Consider the following 16,296-nt stretch of genomic DNA (forward strand, 5'->3'; position numbering starts at 1 on the left):
CTGACATGAGGAGGCATTGCCGAATGCCGGAGTACACCCCGGGACTCATGGACCTGCCCCCGGGCAGCCATACGGTCCTTTTGACTTCCCGCTCCAACTTCAATTACGAGCCGATCGCTGATTTCGTCGCGGCCGGCCTGGCCGGCGGAGAGCGGTGCCTGGTGCTCACCGGCGACAGGCGGTTTGCGGACCGTTTCTCCCACCGGTTTCAACAAGTACGCGAACGGGGAGTCCTCGGCCTGAAACCTCTTTACCAGTACGTTGCGCGGGAGCAGTTCGGCTTTCGGGCGTCTGACGGCTTTTACCTGCAGGAGGGAACCTTCCGGGCCGATGTGGTGCTCCAGCAGTGGCGGGACTTGCTGGCCGAGGCCCGGGTGGCGGGCTACCGGGGGCTGCGGGTGGTCGGGGAGGTCGGTTGGCTGCGGCACAGCCTGAATATCCGGGACTTCCTGCGCTACGAAGAAGAAGTGTCCCGGCGGTTTTCCGACGGGGACTTCACGGCCCTGTGCGTGTACTATGCCGAGGACTTGCAGCCGGCAGACCTTGAACAGCTGATCCAGTCTCATACCGGCGGCTTCTTCCAGACTCGGGAGGGGTTGGTGCCGGTGCCGGCCGAAGAGCGTTTGCGGTCGGTGGTCCACAGCAGCCTGACCAACACCGCCCGCCTGGAGGAGGCCAACCGGCAAATAACCTTTCTCAGCCGGCTCGCCCGGGCTATTTCCTACAGGCACGAGCCGTCGGAGATTGCGCGGATCTCGTTGGACCTGCTGGTGCGGTACCTGGAGGCGCGGGCCGGTTTCCTGGTGGAGGTCGACCTCACCGCCGGCGGGTTCGGGGAAGTGGTGTCGGTCGGCCTGAAGCCTGCCGAGGTGGACAGCATCCGGAAGCTCAAACCCCCGGACTTGGGCCGGAGCTGCTACTACCAGGCGGTGGTGAACGGCCTGCCGGTGATTCGAAGCCGCAGCGAGTGTCCCTTGTGTTACCGGTTCTTCGGGTGTGACGGCGGACGGCTTTGCCTGGTTGTTCCGTTGAAGCACCAGCAGGAGAGGATCGGGGCGTTGGCGATCGTCTGTGACAACACGGCGGATCTGGTGAACCTGGGGGCGGATTGGCTGCTCGCGGTCGGGGACACCATCGGCACGGCCTACGAGTATCAGAAGCAGCACAGCAGATGGAACCAGGAAAACTCCCGGGCCGAAAGACTGCGCTCCCTGGGGATTCTGACCAGCGGCATCGCCCACGACTTCAACAACCTGCTGGCGGTTATTATCGGCAACCTCCAGTTGGCTCAAGCAAAAACCACTGACCGGTTTTTGCAGGCCAACCTGGACCAGGCGCACGCGGCGGCCCGGGACGCGTCCGCGCTGGTGCGCCGGGTGCAGGAGTTCTACCGCCCGGCGGCGCGTGAATTCCGTTTGGTGCGGATTTCGGAACTGGTGCAGGGCACGGTGAACCTCACCCGCAACCGTTGGCACAACGCCGCGCCCGCCGCGGGGGTCCACATCGAGGTCGTTCAGGATTTGCGTTCCGCGGCTTGTGTCTCCGGGAACGCGGCCGCCCTGCGTGACGCCTTGGTGAATATCCTGATCAACGCTTTTGACGCGGTGAACGACCGGGGTGGCACGGTCACTATCCGGATCTGGGATAACGGATCCTCGGTGAATGTTTCGGTTAGTGACGACGGTTGCGGGATACCGCCGGCCGCCCTGCCGCATGTCTTTGACCCCTTTTTCACCACCAAGGGGGAACGGAGAAGCGGTCTCGGCCTAGGGATCACCCACAACATCATTACCGCCCACGGGGGGAGCATCAGGGTACAGAGCACACTGGGACACGGCACCACCTTCGACATCGTCCTGCCGGTGGCCCGGCCGGAATCCCAAGCCCCGGAAGAGTCCGGGGAGCCGTCCGAATCCTGTGCTCATGCTGAGGTGCTGCTCATCGACGATGAGCCGACGGTGCTGGATACTTTAAAGAGCCTTCTGTCCACGCTCGGCTGCCGGGTGCAGGCGGTGTCCGGCGGGAATGAGGCCCTGGAACTGCTGGCGCACAACCGGTTTGACGCCGTCTTCTGCGACCTGGCCATGCCCGGTTTGAGCGGGCTGGAGGTCGGCGTCAGGGTTAAGTCGGCGTATCCGAACCTGCCGTTCGTGCTGGTGACCGGTTGGGTGGATTCCACCCTGGACGAGGTGATTAAGGACAACGTGGACCTAGTGCTGCGTAAGCCGGTTGTGCTGAGCGACCTGCGCGACGCCCTTCAGGGTGTGGTGCGCCTGCCCGCCCCCGGGGGGGGGGGGGGGGGGGGCTAGACGTCCCGCGGCCCGTTGCGCATAAAAGCCCGGCAGGTGCAAAACGCCGGCCCGGCGATGAAAAGCCCCAGAGCGCCGCCGCCCAGGATGTCCAACGGGTAGTGCACGCCCACGTAGACCCGCGAACAGCTGATCAGCACCGCCAGTGCCGTGAAGGTCGCCCGGGCCGCCGATACAAAAAGCTAAAGGCCCGGGAGCACTTACGGCGGCATATTTGGGCTTTTAGGAACGTGTTTTCTTAGCCCGGCCTGTGCTATGGCGCTTCGCGGCAGGGGCCGGCCGGGCAAGCGGTATAAATGCGCCGCGTCCGGGTCAGCGGTCGTACTTCAACACCTGTTCCGGTTTCCGGGGGTTCCACAGGTGGTCGCAGTCGTCGCAGCCAAGGAGCGGCCGGGAGAGGTAAAACCACAGGCTGATCAACCAGAAGAACGGCAGGACGATCCAGAATACGGGGTAGGCGATGGCGGCCGCAATCAGAAGGACGCAGCCGGTCAGGCTGACCTTTATGAACTTGGCGTACTGGCCGACCCGGACCACGCGGAACGAACGGCACTTCGGGCACTGCCTATGCAAATGGGAGCCCCCCTTCTAGATATGGTCACCGGGTGCTTGTCCAGTTAATTATACGCCAAACAAAAAAATTTTGCGAATCGGGTGGGAATTCGGCAATTAGCCGGGCGAGCCGGACGTGCCGGACGTTTTCCGGTTGACAACAGGCTTAAGTCCTGGTATGCTGTTTTCCAGCAACTTGATCACGCAAAGGCCGTGACGGGGAAAAGTAAGCGGTGTTTCAGCCCTCCAGGGAGAAGGCGTCGTCGACTGGAAGCGCTTTCAGGGTCTGGTCCGTTGAAGTTCTCCCCCGAGCCGCCCGGTTGAAAACCGCCGCAGGCGGGCAAGTAGGCCGGAACGGGTTTCCCGCCGTTAAAAGGGAGGGGTATCGGGCGCGTGCGTCCCGTACCCGGCGCAGAGAGCGGGTCCCTTGACCAACCAGGGTGGTACCGCGGAAGGCCCAAAAGCCTTTCGTCCCTTGTGGGATGAAAGGCTTTTTATTTGCGCCGGTTTTGGGAAAGCGCTCCCGTGCCTTATCGAGCGGACTCACGTCGTGGGTCTATTGGGGTGGTACCGCGGAAGCCCGGCTTTCGTCCTGAGAGGGAGGCCGGGCTTTTTAATTTTATACAAAGGAGATGCTTAGGAATGATGGGGACGGAAATGGTGGCCGGAACGCTTCCGGCCGGGGCGGCGGGGCGGCCGTACCGGCTGGCCGGCAGGGGGCGCGGCGGCGCGAACACGGTGGTCCGGGTGGGCCGGGCGGAGTTCGGCTCCGGTGCGGTGAACGTGATCGCCGGACCGTGCGCCGTGGAGAGCCGGGGACAGATGGCGGCGGCGGCCCGGGCGGCGGCGGGGTTTGGGGCGAAGGTCCTGCGGGGCGGCGCCTACAAGCCCCGGACTTCTCCGTACAGTTTCCAGGGTCTGGAGCGCGAGGGGCTCGAGTTGCTGGCCGAGGCCGCGGCGGCGGCGGGCCTGGCTTCCGTAACCGAAGTGATTGACGAGGAAAGCCTGGCGGCGGCGCTGGAATGCGTGGATATGCTCCAGGTCGGCTCGCGGAACATGCAAAACTTCCACCTGCTGCGGGCCGTGGGGCGGACGAACAAGCCGGTGCTTTTGAAGCGCGGGTTCTCCGCCACGATCGAGGAGTGGCTGATGGCGGCCGAGTACATCCTGGCCGGCGGGAACAGCCAGGTGGTGCTGTGCGAGAGGGGTATCCGCACTTTCGAGACCTACACCCGGAACACGCTGGACTTGAGCGCCGTGTCCCTGGTCAAAGAATTGAGCCATCTGCCGGTGATCGTCGACCCGAGTCACGCCACCGGAAGACCGGAGCTGGTGGCCCCGATGTCCCTGGCGGCGGTGGCGGCCGGGGCGGACGGAATCATCGTCGAGATGCACCCGGAGCCCGACAAAGCCCTCTGTGACGGCAAACAGTCCCTGGACCCGGCCGGGTTCGGCCGGCTGATGCGGGAAGTGGAAATCATCGCCCGGGCGTTGAACCGGGGCCTTATGGATTGAGACAGCCATACCGTACGCGGCACCACTTAGGATGAAAATCACCTAAACCGCCGCTATGTATTTTCGGAGTAGGGGTGACAACAAATGGAAACCATCGCTTATCTTGGGCCGGAGGGCACCCATTCGGAGGAGGCTGCTTCCCGCTGGGCGGGCGGGCGGCCGATGCTGCTCCGCCCACTGCGGTCCCTAGTCGAGGTGTTCAAAGCGGTGGACGGCGGGGATGTGGAGTGGGGGTTGGTGCCGGCGGAAAACTCAGGCGAGGGTTCGCTGGGGCTGACTCTGGATCTTCTGGCCCATGAGGCCGGCCAGGTCCGGATTTGCGGGGAGGTGGTGCTGCCTATCCGGCACCATCTGCTGGCCCGCCCGGGGGTGAGCCCGGAGCGGGTCACGCGGATCATCTCCCATTCCCAGGCGCTGGCGCAGTGCCGGGCGTACCTGGCCGAGGGCTTTCCCGGGGCCGAGCTGGTGGAGGCCACCAGTACCGCCGAGGCGGCGCGGGTGGTGGCGGAATCGGGCGAACCGTGGGCGGCGTTGGGCACCCGGAAAGCGGCGAAACGGCACGGCCTTTCGGTGTTGGCGGATGACGCGGCCGACTACAAGGAAAACGCCACCCGCTTTTTGGTGATCGGGCGGCGGGGTTGCCGGACCGGGCCCGATGACAAGACCTCGGTCCTGGTCGCGGTCGACGGCCGCCGCCCGGGTTCCCTGTACCGCCTGCTGGGCGAGTTCGCACGCCGGGGCATCAACCTGACGCGCATTGAATCACGGCCGGCGAAGACCCGGCTGGGGGAATACGTGTTCTTTATCGACCTGGAGGGACATCCCGGCGAACCGGAAGTTGAGGCGGCACTGGCGGGTGTGCGGGCGCAAAGCAGCTCTTACAAGATCCTGGGTTCCTACCCGGCGGACGGCGCCCCCCGGGGGCCGCGGGACCCGTTGTCTTCGGGCCTGGAATCGATCCGGGCCGAAATCGACGTGACGGACAGCCAGATTGTGGCTCTCTTGGCCGAGCGGGCCGAACTGGCGCGTCAGGCAGGCAAATACAAGAACGGCAGGCCGGTGCGCGACCCGGAACGGGAAGCGGAAATCAAGGAACGCCTGCGGGCGCTGGCCGTCAAAAAAGGACTCGACCCCGGTATGGTGACTGGAGTCTATGACTTGTTGCTGCCTTATTTCGTGGAGCTGCAGGGCGGTCCCGGTTAGTAGCCTGTGTGAGAAATCAGGCTTCTCAAAAGCGTTCCCCACGGAGGCCCTTCTGGATATGTTGTTTGTGCAATGGTTACATCGCTCGGGTGGCATTTTGAACCGGCATTCACCACTTGCGGCACACAATCGCTGTAGAAAAGTATATTCCCAAAGGCGGCTAGTCCTTGCGGCCCCGCAGCACCGGCTTGGGTGCACTAGCGGCCCTTGCGCCCCCGGGGGCGCCCGTACGCGCCGGCCCGGAACATCGCGAACGCGAGTCCGACCAACAACCCGAGCGACAAACCGATGAGAATCGGCCCGATGCCGACATCCATGACGAAGATCCCGTAAACAGCCAGCGCCATAATGGCGAAAACCACGACGATGGTTCTGGACATTCGGAATTACCCCCCCTCTCTCCCCCACGATTCCGGGCGGATCTTCTTTCCTCAAAGCATATGCTAACACAACGAGTTGGAGACGGGCAAACTCATTTGCCCCGCTTTGCGGCTGTGCAGATTGAATGCTGAACTGCGTAACACAACGAGTCGGGGGCGGGCAAACTCATTTGCCCGCCCCCGTTCATCCACCCTGATAATCCCCTCTCCCTCTGGGAGAGGGTTAGGGTGAGGGGTATTTTCATCCTTCCGATGGTGCTGCCAGGGCGGCATGGTTGTCTGCTTTACACTTACCTACCGCCCGCCCCCGGGGCCGAAACACCCGAGCCTATCCAGGCGACCGGGCGGAAAAGCCGGTCAGTCCTGCACGTCCCCGGCATTTGGTTGCCCGGCCGGCGGTTGGGGCTGGGCCGGCGGTTGGGGCTGGGGCTGCGGTTGGGGCTGCGCCGGGGCCCGGGGTACTTGCACCGCGGGCTGTCCGATCTCGGCCAGGATGAGCGGCCGCAGGCGCGGGTCGCGGGCCATATCCCGGATCAGGTCCCTCATCTGATTCTGGGCCATCATGTCCAGCACTCCCTGGCGGGATTCGGATTGCCTGAGGATGTTGCCGGCCGCCGATTGGAACCGGGGCAGGGTGAACAAGCGGTGCGTGGCGTTGACCGTGTTGGTGTTCACCATAATGTCGGTCACGTTGTCCTGCATTCGGGGTTCGTCGAGCATCGCGGCGAAAGCGGCCTGCATCCGGGCCGTGGACATGATGCCCATCCAGGGCTCGCGCATCTGCGGTGAACTGAGGATGTCGGCCACGCGGTCCCGGTTGGCGGGATCGGTCAGGTACGCGGCCACCTGCGCCTGGGTTGGCTGCCGGTCGGCCGGGGGGCCGGGGCGCGCTTCGGGCCCGGGGCCAAAGCGCGCACCGGACCAGAAACCGATTAGCAACGCGACCGCGATGGTGCCGACCAGGAGCACGATCCACCAGCGGGTGTCGAGACCTCCGGGCAATCTCGGCCGCCTGGTCCGCTCAAATCTTTCATCCTGCTCTTCGGGCATTATTGGACCCACCTTTCCTGCTTTTTAAGGCTATGGTTCCTCTCCCTTCCCACACTTATACCACCCCAAAAAGGGGAACAAGAGGGACAATCCCTCAGCGGGAAAAAGGTGGTGAAAAAGGTGTCTAACACCTTTTTCTCGTCCTGGGGGGTGGGGGTTGACTTTCGCCGGGCCGGGCAAAATGATAACCTGATAGGGTGAAAGCGGGGCGTATTTCTTTGAATTGGCGCCGGGTGCTGGTCATAACCTTGATACTGGCCGCAGCCGGGGCAGGCGGCGGGCTAATCTTTAAGGAGGGGCGGCCGACGATGGCGGATGTCCGGGTGCCGGAAGTAACGGCGGAACCCGGCGGCTTGGCGCGCGCCTTTGAGGTTTTGCCGGGCGAACGGTTGCGGCAGCAGGATGTCCGGGAGATCGAGCTGGCCTTTGGGCTGGGGGCCGTGCATTACCCGGAGGCTCCCGCGGACATGTTCATCCTGGGGGGCACGGCTTACGTCGCCGGCCTGGGAGAGTCGGCCCGCACGGCCGGTGTGCTGGTGAACACCAAACACGCCCTGGGATTGTACCGGGGTGCCGCACCGAGCACAATTCTCCACCTGCCGGAGGGCGGGTCCGGCGTGCCGCTGGAGACAGTTCTAGATCACGCGGCGGGCGATTTCGAGGGAGCGGTGCTTATTTTCGGAGTGGGCCGCTTCCCGGCCGGTCCGCCGGAGCGGATCCGGCCCGCGCTCCCTGACGAAGGGCTTGTTTTTCTGGCCTTCCGGCCAGGGCCAGGTGCGCCGGCGGAGTCCTGGCGGCTGCAAGGGATGCGCACCACGCATCTCCCCGGAAGGGGTCCCGCCGGTACGGCGGGCGAAGTGCTGGCGCGGGCCCGGGAAGCGGAACCGCAGGCTTTTACCGGGCTGTCCGCGGACCGCCGGGCGGTGGAGTCGGTCTTAATCGTCTACCGGCTGGAGGCCGTGGAACCGGCCGGCGGCTTTATTGAGCCGCCCCTGGTGGACCTGGCCGCCCTCGACCCCACGATCCACCTGGACATCCGCTACGCTGGAACGCGCAATTTCGCAGGCTTCCCCATATACAGCGCCCCGCGGGCCTACCTGGTACTGCCGGAGGCCCAGCGCTTGACGCGGGTCAACGCCCGGCTGCGGGAACAGGGGTTCGGATTGAAAATATACGACGCCTACCGTCCGCTTTCCGCGCACGCCAAGCTGTGGGAACTGGCTCCGGACAAGAGGTTCTGGGCCGATCCGGAACGCGGGTCCCGGCACAGCCGGGGGGGAGCGGTGGACTGCACCCTGGCGACCCTGGACGGCCGCGAACTGGAAATGCCGAGCGATTTTGACGATTTTACCCCCCGGGCCCACCGGGATTACCGGGACGCGCCGGAGGCGGCGCTCCATCACCGGGCCGTTCTGGAACAGGCCATGTCCGCGGAGGGTTTTGTGCCGCTGGCCAAGGAATGGTGGCACTTTGACAGCCCGGTCTGGTGGAAGTATCCGCTGCGGGACGTGCCATTGGCCTCTAGTAGTGCCCATTCGGTTTGACACCGGCGGCCGGGTGAAAATATACTTTTGTGGTAGTGTTTTGTTGAGCAACAGGCAGCCGTTCCCGCGAGCTGCTTTTTCCATGACTCCGGACACGGAAAAAGGGGCCAGGCCCCTTTTTCCCAGCGCTTATGCGGGGATGAAAATATCATCCAAGATTCTATTTTCGGAGGAGTCACTCACGACGATTCATCGTCGCTCATGCGGGGATGAAAATATCATCCAAGATTCTATTTTCGGAGGAGGGACGGCGTGGTGGAGGCCTGGACCGGCATACTGCTGGGGTACCTTCTAATCTTTTTCGCCCGGGTGGCCGATATGTCCCTGGGCGTCATCCGGATTCTCCTGTTGACCAGGGGGGGCAAGTGGCAAGCCAGTTTGATCGGCTTTCTGGAAGTCACCATTTTCATCATGGTCCTGAACTTTGTTTTACAAGATGGACTGACCGATCCGGGGAAGATCGTCGCCTACGCCGCCGGGTTCGCCACCGGGAACCTGGTGGGTGCCTTCGTAGAGGAACGGTTGGCGATGGGCTTTGTGAGCCTGCAGGTCTTTCCACCGGTGACGCAGGTGGACGAACTGACCGCATTGTTCCGCAAGGAGGGGTTCGGGGTTACCCTGGTGACCGGTGAGGGCCGCGACGGCCACCGCAAGATCCTGTTTCTCTTCATGCAGCGCAAGAACCTGCCCCGCGCCTTGAAGGTTTTGAACGGGCACGATCCCAAGTGCTTTTTCAGTGTTTCCGACGCCCGGAGCATGCGCGGGGGGGTCATTCCGGGCAAAAGCGTCATCCCGGGGCGGTAGCGGCCGGGAGACCGTGCGGGTATGGACGCAAAATGCCTGTAATCAGCCGGACAACAACGCCCCGCGTGGCACTTATTATAAGTTATGGCCCTGGCCCTTCGTTTTCCGCGGCCGGGAGGGTGAAGGAAAAACTCGCGCCTTCACCCGGGCTGCTTTCAACCGCCACCTCGCCGCCTTGCGCCTCGACGATCTGCCTGACGATCGCGAGTCCCAGACCGGTGCCTCCGGACTCCCGGGCGCGGGATTTCTCGACCCGGTAGAAACGCTCCCAAACGTGGGGCAAGTCTTCCGGCGGGATGCCCGGCCCTTGGTCCCGGACGGTGACCGTGATCCGGTTATCCGGCCGCCGCTCGGCCGTGACCGTGATCACCCCGCCCGGCGGGGAGAAACGGGCGGCGTTTTCCACCAGGTTGGTCAGCACCTGCTCCAGCCGGCTCTCGTTCGCCGGGAGCGGCGGCAGGTCCGGCGGCACCTCCCGCCTGACGGCGAGCCCTTTTTCGGACAGCGGGGCCTGGAGCCGGGTCTCCAGCCGGTCCAGGATTTCCGGAAGCTCCACGGCGTGCAGTTCCCAGTCGGTGCGGCCGGCCTCCAGCGCCGCCAGGTCGAGCAGGTCCTGCACCAGCCGGTTCATCCGCAGGCTCTCCCCGTGCGCGACCCGCAGGTAGCGGCCGGCCTCGGCTTCCGAAATTACCCCGTCGATCAGCCCTTCGATGATCCCCTGGATGGCGGTCAGCGGCGTGCGCAGTTCGTGGGAAACGTTGGCCACGAAATCGCGGCGCATCTGTTCCAGCCGGCGCAGGGCGGTAATATCTTGGATTACGGCCACAGCGCCGAAGACCGCGCCGTCTCCATGGCGGAGCGGCGTGCACTGGGCCAGCAGGTGAACTCCGTCCAACTCCATTTCAAGTGCGCTCCGTTCGCCCTTGGCGAGCACTGCTTCGAAAAGGGCGGTCAGTTCGGGGACGGTGCCGTTTTTCAGGTAGCTCCGGGCGGGAGCATTGGTCAGGATCACTTCGCCGCCGCTGTCCACGGCCACCACGCCCTCGGCCATGTTGGCCACCACGCTCTCCAGTTTCCCTTTCTCGCGGGCCAGTTCGCCGATTGAGCGGTCCAGGGAGCCGGCCAGCAGGTTCAGGTTTTCCGCCAGTTGCCCGATTTCGTCCCTTCTTTGCAGCGGCACCCGCCGGTCGAAACGACCCCGGGCCATGTCCACCGAGACCCGGCTCATTTCCAGGATCGGTTCCGACAGGGAGCGGGACAGCCGGAAGCTTAAGCCCATGGCCAGGAGCACGGCCACCCCGGCCGCGGAAAGGGTGATCCGGCGCACGGCCGTGACCGTGGCGTCCAGGTCGGACACGGGCGCGAACACCAGCACCGCCCCGGTGACCTCGCCGTCGTGGCGGATGGGTGCCGCCACCGCCAGGACTTCCTTGTCGATGTGGGGCACGTACCTTCGGGTGGCCGTGGTCTCACCCGCCAGGAGCCGGGAGCACTCCTCGGGGCCGAGCCAGGAACGGGGACCCGGGCCGCGGCCGGGGTGCCGGGCTTCAATCTGCCGGCGGTCGAGCACCACCAGCCGTTCTTCGAGCATACTCAGCAGATGCCCGCCGGGACGCAGGCGCTGCCGGTCCTCCTCCGCGGCCAGGATCCCGGCCCGGGCTTGCGCCTCCCGGAGCAATTCCGTTTCCCGGGCGGCGAAGTAGTAGTCGGCGAACAGGTACGCGGTCGCCAGGTAAACTACGACGAGCGTAACGACGATTACGGCCAGGTACGAGCCGAAGAGCCGGCCAAAAATGCTGGACACTTGTCTTACACCTCAAATTTGTAGCCGAGTCCCCAAACCGTCTTGAGGTAGCTCCGCCCGGTGCCCCGGAGCTTTTCCCGCAGCCGCTTGACGTGGGTGTCCACGGTGCGCGTGTCTCCCGGGTAGTCATAATCCCAGACGCCGGCCAGCAGGTGCTCCCGGCTGAAAACGCGGCGGGGCCGGGCGGCCAGGAAAACCAGCAGCTCGAATTCCTTGGGTGTGAGCGCGACCGGCTGCCCTTCGACCTCGACTCGATGGGCCTCAGTGTCGATAGTCAGTCCGGGGAAGCGCAGCGCCGGTCCGGTCCCTGCGCCCGCCGGGGCGCTGCTCCGGCGCAGGACGGCTTTGACGCGGGCCACCAACTCCCGCGGGCTGAATGGTTTGGTGACGTAGTCGTCGGCGCCGAGCTCCAGCCCGAGCACCCGGTCGTACTCCTCGCCCTTGGCCGAAAGCATGATAATCGGTACGGCCGTTTGCCGCCGGATCTCGCGGCAGACGCTCCAGCCGTCTTTTTTGGGCAGCATGATGTCCAGGAGCACCAGGTCCGGGTTCACTGCGGCCAGTTGCTCCAGGGCCTGTTCCCCGTCGAGGGCCGGCACCACCCGGAATCCCTCCTTCTCCAGGTACAGCCGGGCTACGTCCCGGACCGCCGCCTCGTCCTCAACCATCAAAATCACGCCGGCGTGCAAGTCGGATCACCTCGAAAAGCGTATTCTTTCGCAGTCACGCGAAGCCGAACCCCGTTTTATTACGTTTCAGTGTACATTATTAGGCTCCTTAGCACAAAACGCGACAAGGTCCTGCGACAGGGGACGGTTCTCTGTCGCACCAACTGTCAGTCAAGAACTCGGCCTTGAACCGTTCCAAAAAAATGTCCAAACACAAAGCGAGCGGGACCAGGCGCTTGGGGCCTGGTCCCGTCTGTGTCGGATGCGATCCCTATTGCGCGGGGCCGCCCCGACCACCCGGCATCTTCGAGAGGCCACGCGGGCCGTCCGGGTTCGGGCAGACTCCCCCGCCGCGCAGTTCGGACCATTTGGCCTGTTGTTCGTCAGTGAGGATTCCCTGGAGCTCGGTCCGGAAAGCGGTTGCCTCCTGACGCATCTGCTCCCGGAGTTCACCGGCCTTATCGATCCGGCCTTGAACCTGGGCCTGATCGACACCGCGCTTAAAGCGCAGTTGGCGCATTTCCTGGTGGATAGCCCGCAGTTGATCCCGGAGCGGGTTCATCTTTTCGAAGTGGCGGGCCTGAAGCTCCTGGATTTTCGCCGATTGCTCGCCGGTCAGGTCCAGTTCTTCGGCCAGATTGACCCAGCCAAAGGTACCGGCGTCCCGGCCGCCGTGTCCCGCCCCGACGCCCCAACCGGCCGCGGCGATCTGGGCCGCGGCAAAGACCAGCACCAGGGTGAGGGCCAGAGGTATGATGGCGCGACGCACTGTGAATCACCTCCTTTGCCGAGAGATATTGGCATCTTGAAAACTTGCCCTAGATATGAGTGTAACCGGCAGTTTTGACCAAATTGTGAACGGCCCCCGACAAAAATATGAAAATAAAGCAACATGAAAAAGTTTGACCCATGATGCCGGGCAACGGCAGGGTTTTTACATCAATCCAAGAATTTTTTTGGTCATGTGATTCTCCGAGTGTACGGACCTAACGCCTCTAAGGGGGTTACGGCCGTAGATCGACAGGGTGTGCCGGGAAACGGGCATGCCTCCCGTTGCGGAAAGGGGAACGGCTGGGTGCTGGGTTTTTTTGGGTTGAACCCGGGCTTGTGCCTACCGTGCGGCCCGGGTTTTTGTGCGGTGTCGGGGGTAGAATACGGCAGGATGAGGTCACAACTGTGGAGCGGGGGGAAGGTTCATTGGACCTCTTCAGGGCGTTCGTGATTGCGGACGCGCTGTCAATGCTGCGGGACCGCGTGCGTCTGGAGACGCCGGCGAAAGAACGGGGGCTGCGGGAAGTTTTGCACCGCACCCTGGACGAGGACGTCTTCGCCCCGGAAGACGTGCCGGGCTTTGACCGGTCGACGATGGACGGTTACGCCGTGTCGGCGCGGGACACTTTCGGGGCGTCGGAAGGGCTGCCGGCCTACCTGGAGGCCGCCGGGGAAGTGTTGATGGGACACTTCCCCCCCGGGCGCCTGGAGGCGGGGCAGGCGTACCGCATCGCCACCGGCGGGATGCTGCCGGAGGGCGCTGACGCGGTGGTGATGGTCGAGCATACCGAGGACCTGGACGAGCGCACCGTCGGGGTCACCCGCCCGGTCGCGCCGGGCGAGAACCTGGTCCGGCGGGGCGACGACCTGGCCCGGGGCGCGCTCCTTCTGCCGCGGGGTCACCGGCTGCGGCCCCAGGACGTGGGGCTCCTGGCGGCGGCCGGGGTGAGCGTGGTCCGGACCCGCGAACGGGTGCGGGTGGGGATCATCACCACCGGGGACGAGGTGGTGCCGGTGGACCGGGCGCCGGGGCCGGGGCAGGTGCGGGACGTCAATTCCTACACGTTGAGCGGCCAGGTGCGCGAGTGTGGCGCCGAACCGGTGGTTTATGGAATTGTGCGGGACGACTTCGACGCTTTAGCCGGCGTGATGCGCCGTGCTCTGGACGAGACCCAGGCTGTCCTGATTTCGGGCGGGAGTTCGGTGGGCCGCCGGGACGTGACGGTGGACGTGGTCGCGAGCCTGGGCGCGCCGGGGGTGTTGTTCCACGGCCTAGCCGTGCGGCCGGGAAAACCGACGATTGGCGCGGCCCTCGGCGAGAAGCTGGTGGTGGGGCTTCCGGGCCACCCGGTATCGGCGATGGTGGTTTTCGCCCTGCTGGTGCGTCCCCTGCTGGACCCGGGTTACCGGGCCTTTCCGGTGCGGGCCGCGGTCACGCGGTCGCTGACCTCGCCGGCCGGTAAAGAGGACTACGTGCGCGTACGCCTGGAACGGGACGACCAGGGGCGGCTTGCGGCCGACCCGATCCCGGGGAAGTCGGGCCTGATCGCGACCATGGTCCGCGCCGACGGGCTGGCGCGCATCCCGCTCGAGAGCCGGGGCGTGGCCGCCGGCGAGGAAGTCGAGGTCCTCCCCTTCTAACCCCCAAAAAGGGGGACTGTCCCCCTTTTCCCCAGGGGACTGTCCCCCTTTTTGGGGGCGCCAGGAAAGTCAAAGAAGGTAAAATGGGGGTAAAATAGGGGACTGTCCCCCTTTTCGGGAGGGTGAGCGTTGAAGAGGAACGTTTATTTGTCTGAGCGGCCGCTGGAGGAGGCGCGGCAGGAGTACCTGGCCTTTCTGGCCGCCGCGGGGGCGCTGGCGCCCGGTCCCCCGGAGGAGGTCCCGGTCATCGGGGCGGCCGGCCGGGTGACGGCCGCGCCGGTGTTCGCCGCCGTCTCCTCGCCCCACTTCCACGCCGCGGCGATGGACGGGCTGGCGGTGCGTGCCCGGGACACATTTGGAGCGGCTGAAATCTCCCCCCTGACGCTACGGGTGCCGGACCAGGCCCAAGTGGTGGATACCGGGGACCCGCTACCCGAAGGCGCGGACGCGGTGATCATGATCGAGGACGTGCATCAGACGGCGGACGATGCCTTTGAGATCACCGCGGCCGCCCCCCCCTGGCAGCACGTAAGGATGATCGGCGAGGACCTGGTGGCGACCGAAATGATCATCCCGGCGAACCACGTGGTGCGGCCGGTGGACATCGGCGGGCTGCTGGCCGGCGGGGTGACGCGCCTCCAGGTGCACTCCCGCCCCCGGGTCGCTTTCATTCCGACCGGGACCGAGGTCGTCGAGCCGGGCGGTCCCTTGCGCCGGGGGAACATCGTCGAATACAACAGCCGCGTCCTGGGGGCGCTGGTCCAGGAATGGGGGGCGGACTTCGTGCGGCACGACATCGTGCCGGACGAGTACGACCGCCTGCGGGCGGCGCTTGAGCAGGCAACCGCCGCGGCGGACGTCGTGGTCATCAACGCCGGCGCTTCGGCCGGGCGGGAGGACTTCAGCGCCGCCCTGATCGGTGAACTCGGGCGGGTCGTTACCCACGGGGTGGCGATCAAGCCGGGTAAACCGGTGATCCTGGGCCTGATCCAGGGTAAACCGGTGTTGGGCATCCCCGGGTACCCGGTCTCGGCGGTTCTAAACGCCGAGCTTTTCCTGCGCCCGGTGGTCTACGCCCGGCTCGGGCGGGTGGTGCCCCCCCGCCGCCGCGTTTCCGCGCTGCTCTCCCGCCGCGTCGTCTCCCCCATGGGGGTGGACGAGTTCGTGCGGGTGAAGCTCGGCCGGGTGGGCGATAAGGTCGTCTGCACGCCCCTCGGGCGCGGGGCCGGCCTGATCCTGACCCTGATTCGCGCCGACGGCCTGCTGGTGGTGCCCCGCTTCAACGAGGGCTTCGAGGCCGGCCAGACGGTGGAGGTCGAACTTTTGCGGCCGCTTTCCGAGATCGACGAAACCGCGGTGGTCATCGGCAGCCACGACATCGCCCTGGACGTGCTGGCCAACCACCTGAAGGTAAAGTACCCCGGCGCCGGGCTTTCCTCGGCGCACGTCGGGAGCCTCGGGGGGCTTTTGGCGCTACGGCGCGGCGAGGCTCATCTGGCGGGCACCCACCTCTTGGACGAGGCCACCGGGGAGTACAACGTTTCCTACATCCAAAAGCACCTGCCCGGGCACGGGGCGGTCCTTCTGAACCTGGCCTACCGGGAGCAGGGTTTCATCACCGCCCCCGGCAATCCCGACCGCATCACCGGCTTCGAGGATCTGGCGCGGGAGGAAATCCGGTTCGTGAACCGGCAGCGCGGGGCCGGCACCCGGGTGCTCCTGGACTACCACCTCCGGCTGGCCGGGATCAGGCCCGAACAGGTGGACGGGTACGGGCGCGAGGAGTACACCCACATGGCGGTAGCCGCCGCCGTGGCGAGCGGGACGGCGGACTGCGGCCTGGGGATCCGCGCCGCGGCCTCGGCCCTGGGGCTGGGTTTTGTGCCGGTGGCCGAGGAGCGTTATGACTTGTGCATTTTGAAGGAATACTGGGACAAACCGCTCGTGCGGCGCCTGCTGAACGTGGTCGACGACCCGGGCTTCCGGGCGGCCGTGCAGGCCCTGGGCGGGTATGATTTGCGCGACTGCGGCCGGATAATGTGGGAGCAGGAATAG

Annotated in this window: 14 protein-coding genes and 1 riboswitch; of the genes, 7 read left to right on the plus strand and 7 right to left on the minus strand. The window is 65.3% G+C overall.

Going from position 1 to position 16,296, the window contains the following annotated elements; all coding sequences use genetic code 11:
* The first annotated feature begins 23 nt into the window (after window positions 1-23).
* Entirely contained in the window at window positions 24-2,309 is a 2,286-nt protein-coding gene (locus AB1402_03335; GenBank protein ID MEW6540637.1) for an MEDS domain-containing protein, read from the plus strand.
* Here the strand turns inward: AB1402_03335 and AB1402_03340 are convergent.
* On the minus strand, window positions 2,306-2,449 hold the full coding sequence (locus tag AB1402_03340; protein ID MEW6540638.1) for a phosphatase PAP2 family protein: 144 nt from the start codon (window positions 2,447-2,449) through the stop codon (window positions 2,306-2,308). The genes AB1402_03335 and AB1402_03340 overlap by 4 nt on opposite strands.
* Window positions 2,450-2,621: 172 nt before the next feature.
* Window positions 2,622-2,882 carry a hypothetical protein gene (locus tag AB1402_03345; protein ID MEW6540639.1) on the minus strand — a complete coding sequence of 87 codons (261 nt, stop codon included), beginning with the start codon at window positions 2,880-2,882 and terminating at the stop codon, window positions 2,622-2,624.
* Window positions 2,883-3,503: 621 nt separating this feature from the next.
* On the opposite strand from AB1402_03345, the gene aroF reads away from it, so the two are divergent.
* Together aroF and pheA are read left to right on the plus strand one after the other, a co-directional pair.
* Window positions 3,504-4,376 carry a 3-deoxy-7-phosphoheptulonate synthase gene (aroF, locus tag AB1402_03350; GenBank protein ID MEW6540640.1) on the plus strand — a complete coding sequence of 291 codons (873 nt, stop codon included), beginning with the start codon at window positions 3,504-3,506 and terminating at the stop codon, window positions 4,374-4,376.
* Between the two features lie 84 nt (window positions 4,377-4,460).
* Complete coding sequence (gene pheA, locus AB1402_03355) at window positions 4,461-5,579, plus strand: prephenate dehydratase (GenBank protein ID MEW6540641.1); 1,119 nt, start codon at window positions 4,461-4,463, stop codon at window positions 5,577-5,579.
* Window positions 5,580-5,776: 197 nt separating this feature from the next.
* Here pheA and AB1402_03360 read toward each other — a convergent pair whose 3' ends face one another.
* Together AB1402_03360 and AB1402_03365 are read right to left on the minus strand one after the other, a co-directional pair.
* Complete coding sequence (locus tag AB1402_03360; GenBank protein ID MEW6540642.1) at window positions 5,777-5,959, minus strand: hypothetical protein; 183 nt, start codon at window positions 5,957-5,959, stop codon at window positions 5,777-5,779.
* A gap of 357 nt (window positions 5,960-6,316) precedes the next feature.
* On the minus strand, window positions 6,317-7,009 hold the full coding sequence (locus tag AB1402_03365; protein ID MEW6540643.1) for a hypothetical protein: 693 nt from the start codon (window positions 7,007-7,009) through the stop codon (window positions 6,317-6,319).
* Between the two features lie 308 nt (window positions 7,010-7,317).
* Between AB1402_03365 and AB1402_03370 the strand changes: the two genes are divergently transcribed.
* Both AB1402_03370 and AB1402_03375 read left to right on the plus strand, forming a co-directional pair.
* A complete protein-coding gene (locus AB1402_03370; GenBank protein ID MEW6540644.1) occupies window positions 7,318-8,553 on the plus strand; it encodes a M15 family metallopeptidase in 1,236 nt (411 codons plus the stop codon).
* Between the two features lie 255 nt (window positions 8,554-8,808).
* Window positions 8,809-9,357 carry a DUF5698 domain-containing protein gene (locus AB1402_03375; protein MEW6540645.1) on the plus strand — a complete coding sequence of 183 codons (549 nt, stop codon included), beginning with the start codon at window positions 8,809-8,811 and terminating at the stop codon, window positions 9,355-9,357.
* 82 nt (window positions 9,358-9,439) lie between these two features.
* Here AB1402_03375 and AB1402_03380 read toward each other — a convergent pair whose 3' ends face one another.
* The 3 genes from AB1402_03380 to AB1402_03390 all read right to left on the minus strand — a co-directional run bounded on the left by AB1402_03380 (window position 9,440) and on the right by AB1402_03390 (window position 12,598).
* Window positions 9,440-11,161, minus strand: coding sequence for an ATP-binding protein (locus AB1402_03380; GenBank protein ID MEW6540646.1), 1,722 nt, complete (start codon window positions 11,159-11,161; stop codon window positions 9,440-9,442).
* Between the two features lie 5 nt (window positions 11,162-11,166).
* Window positions 11,167-11,850, minus strand: coding sequence for a response regulator transcription factor (locus AB1402_03385; protein ID MEW6540647.1), 684 nt, complete (start codon window positions 11,848-11,850; stop codon window positions 11,167-11,169).
* Between the two features lie 250 nt (window positions 11,851-12,100).
* Complete coding sequence (locus AB1402_03390; GenBank protein ID MEW6540648.1) at window positions 12,101-12,598, minus strand: Spy/CpxP family protein refolding chaperone; 498 nt, start codon at window positions 12,596-12,598, stop codon at window positions 12,101-12,103.
* Between the two features lie 189 nt (window positions 12,599-12,787).
* Window positions 12,788-12,911, plus strand: a riboswitch (molybdenum cofactor riboswitch).
* 115 nt (window positions 12,912-13,026) lie between these two features.
* Between AB1402_03390 and glp the strand changes: the two genes are divergently transcribed.
* Window positions 13,027-14,241, plus strand: coding sequence for a gephyrin-like molybdotransferase Glp (glp, locus tag AB1402_03395; GenBank protein MEW6540649.1), 1,215 nt, complete (start codon window positions 13,027-13,029; stop codon window positions 14,239-14,241).
* Window positions 14,242-14,370: 129 nt separating this feature from the next.
* Entirely contained in the window at window positions 14,371-16,296 is a 1,926-nt protein-coding gene (locus AB1402_03400) for a molybdopterin biosynthesis protein (GenBank protein MEW6540650.1), read from the plus strand.

The organism is Bacillota bacterium (genome assembly GCA_040757205.1).
Lineage (GTDB): Bacteria > Bacillota > Desulfotomaculia > Desulfotomaculales > Desulforudaceae > Desulforudis.

Bases quoted from the DNA above. Each gene is read 5' to 3' on its own strand.
- AB1402_03335 (MEW6540637.1), top strand. From the start codon at position 24: ATGCCGGAGTACACCCCGGGACTCATGGACCTGCCCCCGGGCAGCCAT.
- aroF (MEW6540640.1), top strand. From the start codon at position 3,504: ATGATGGGGACGGAAATGGTGGCCGGAACGCTTCCGGCCGGGGCGGCG.
- pheA (MEW6540641.1), top strand. From the start codon at position 4,461: ATGGAAACCATCGCTTATCTTGGGCCGGAGGGCACCCATTCGGAGGAG.
- AB1402_03360 (MEW6540642.1), bottom strand. From the start codon at position 5,959: ATGTCCAGAACCATCGTCGTGGTTTTCGCCATTATGGCGCTGGCTGTT.
- AB1402_03365 (MEW6540643.1), bottom strand. From the start codon at position 7,009: ATGCCCGAAGAGCAGGATGAAAGATTTGAGCGGACCAGGCGGCCGAGA.
- AB1402_03370 (MEW6540644.1), top strand. From the start codon at position 7,318: ATGGCGGATGTCCGGGTGCCGGAAGTAACGGCGGAACCCGGCGGCTTG.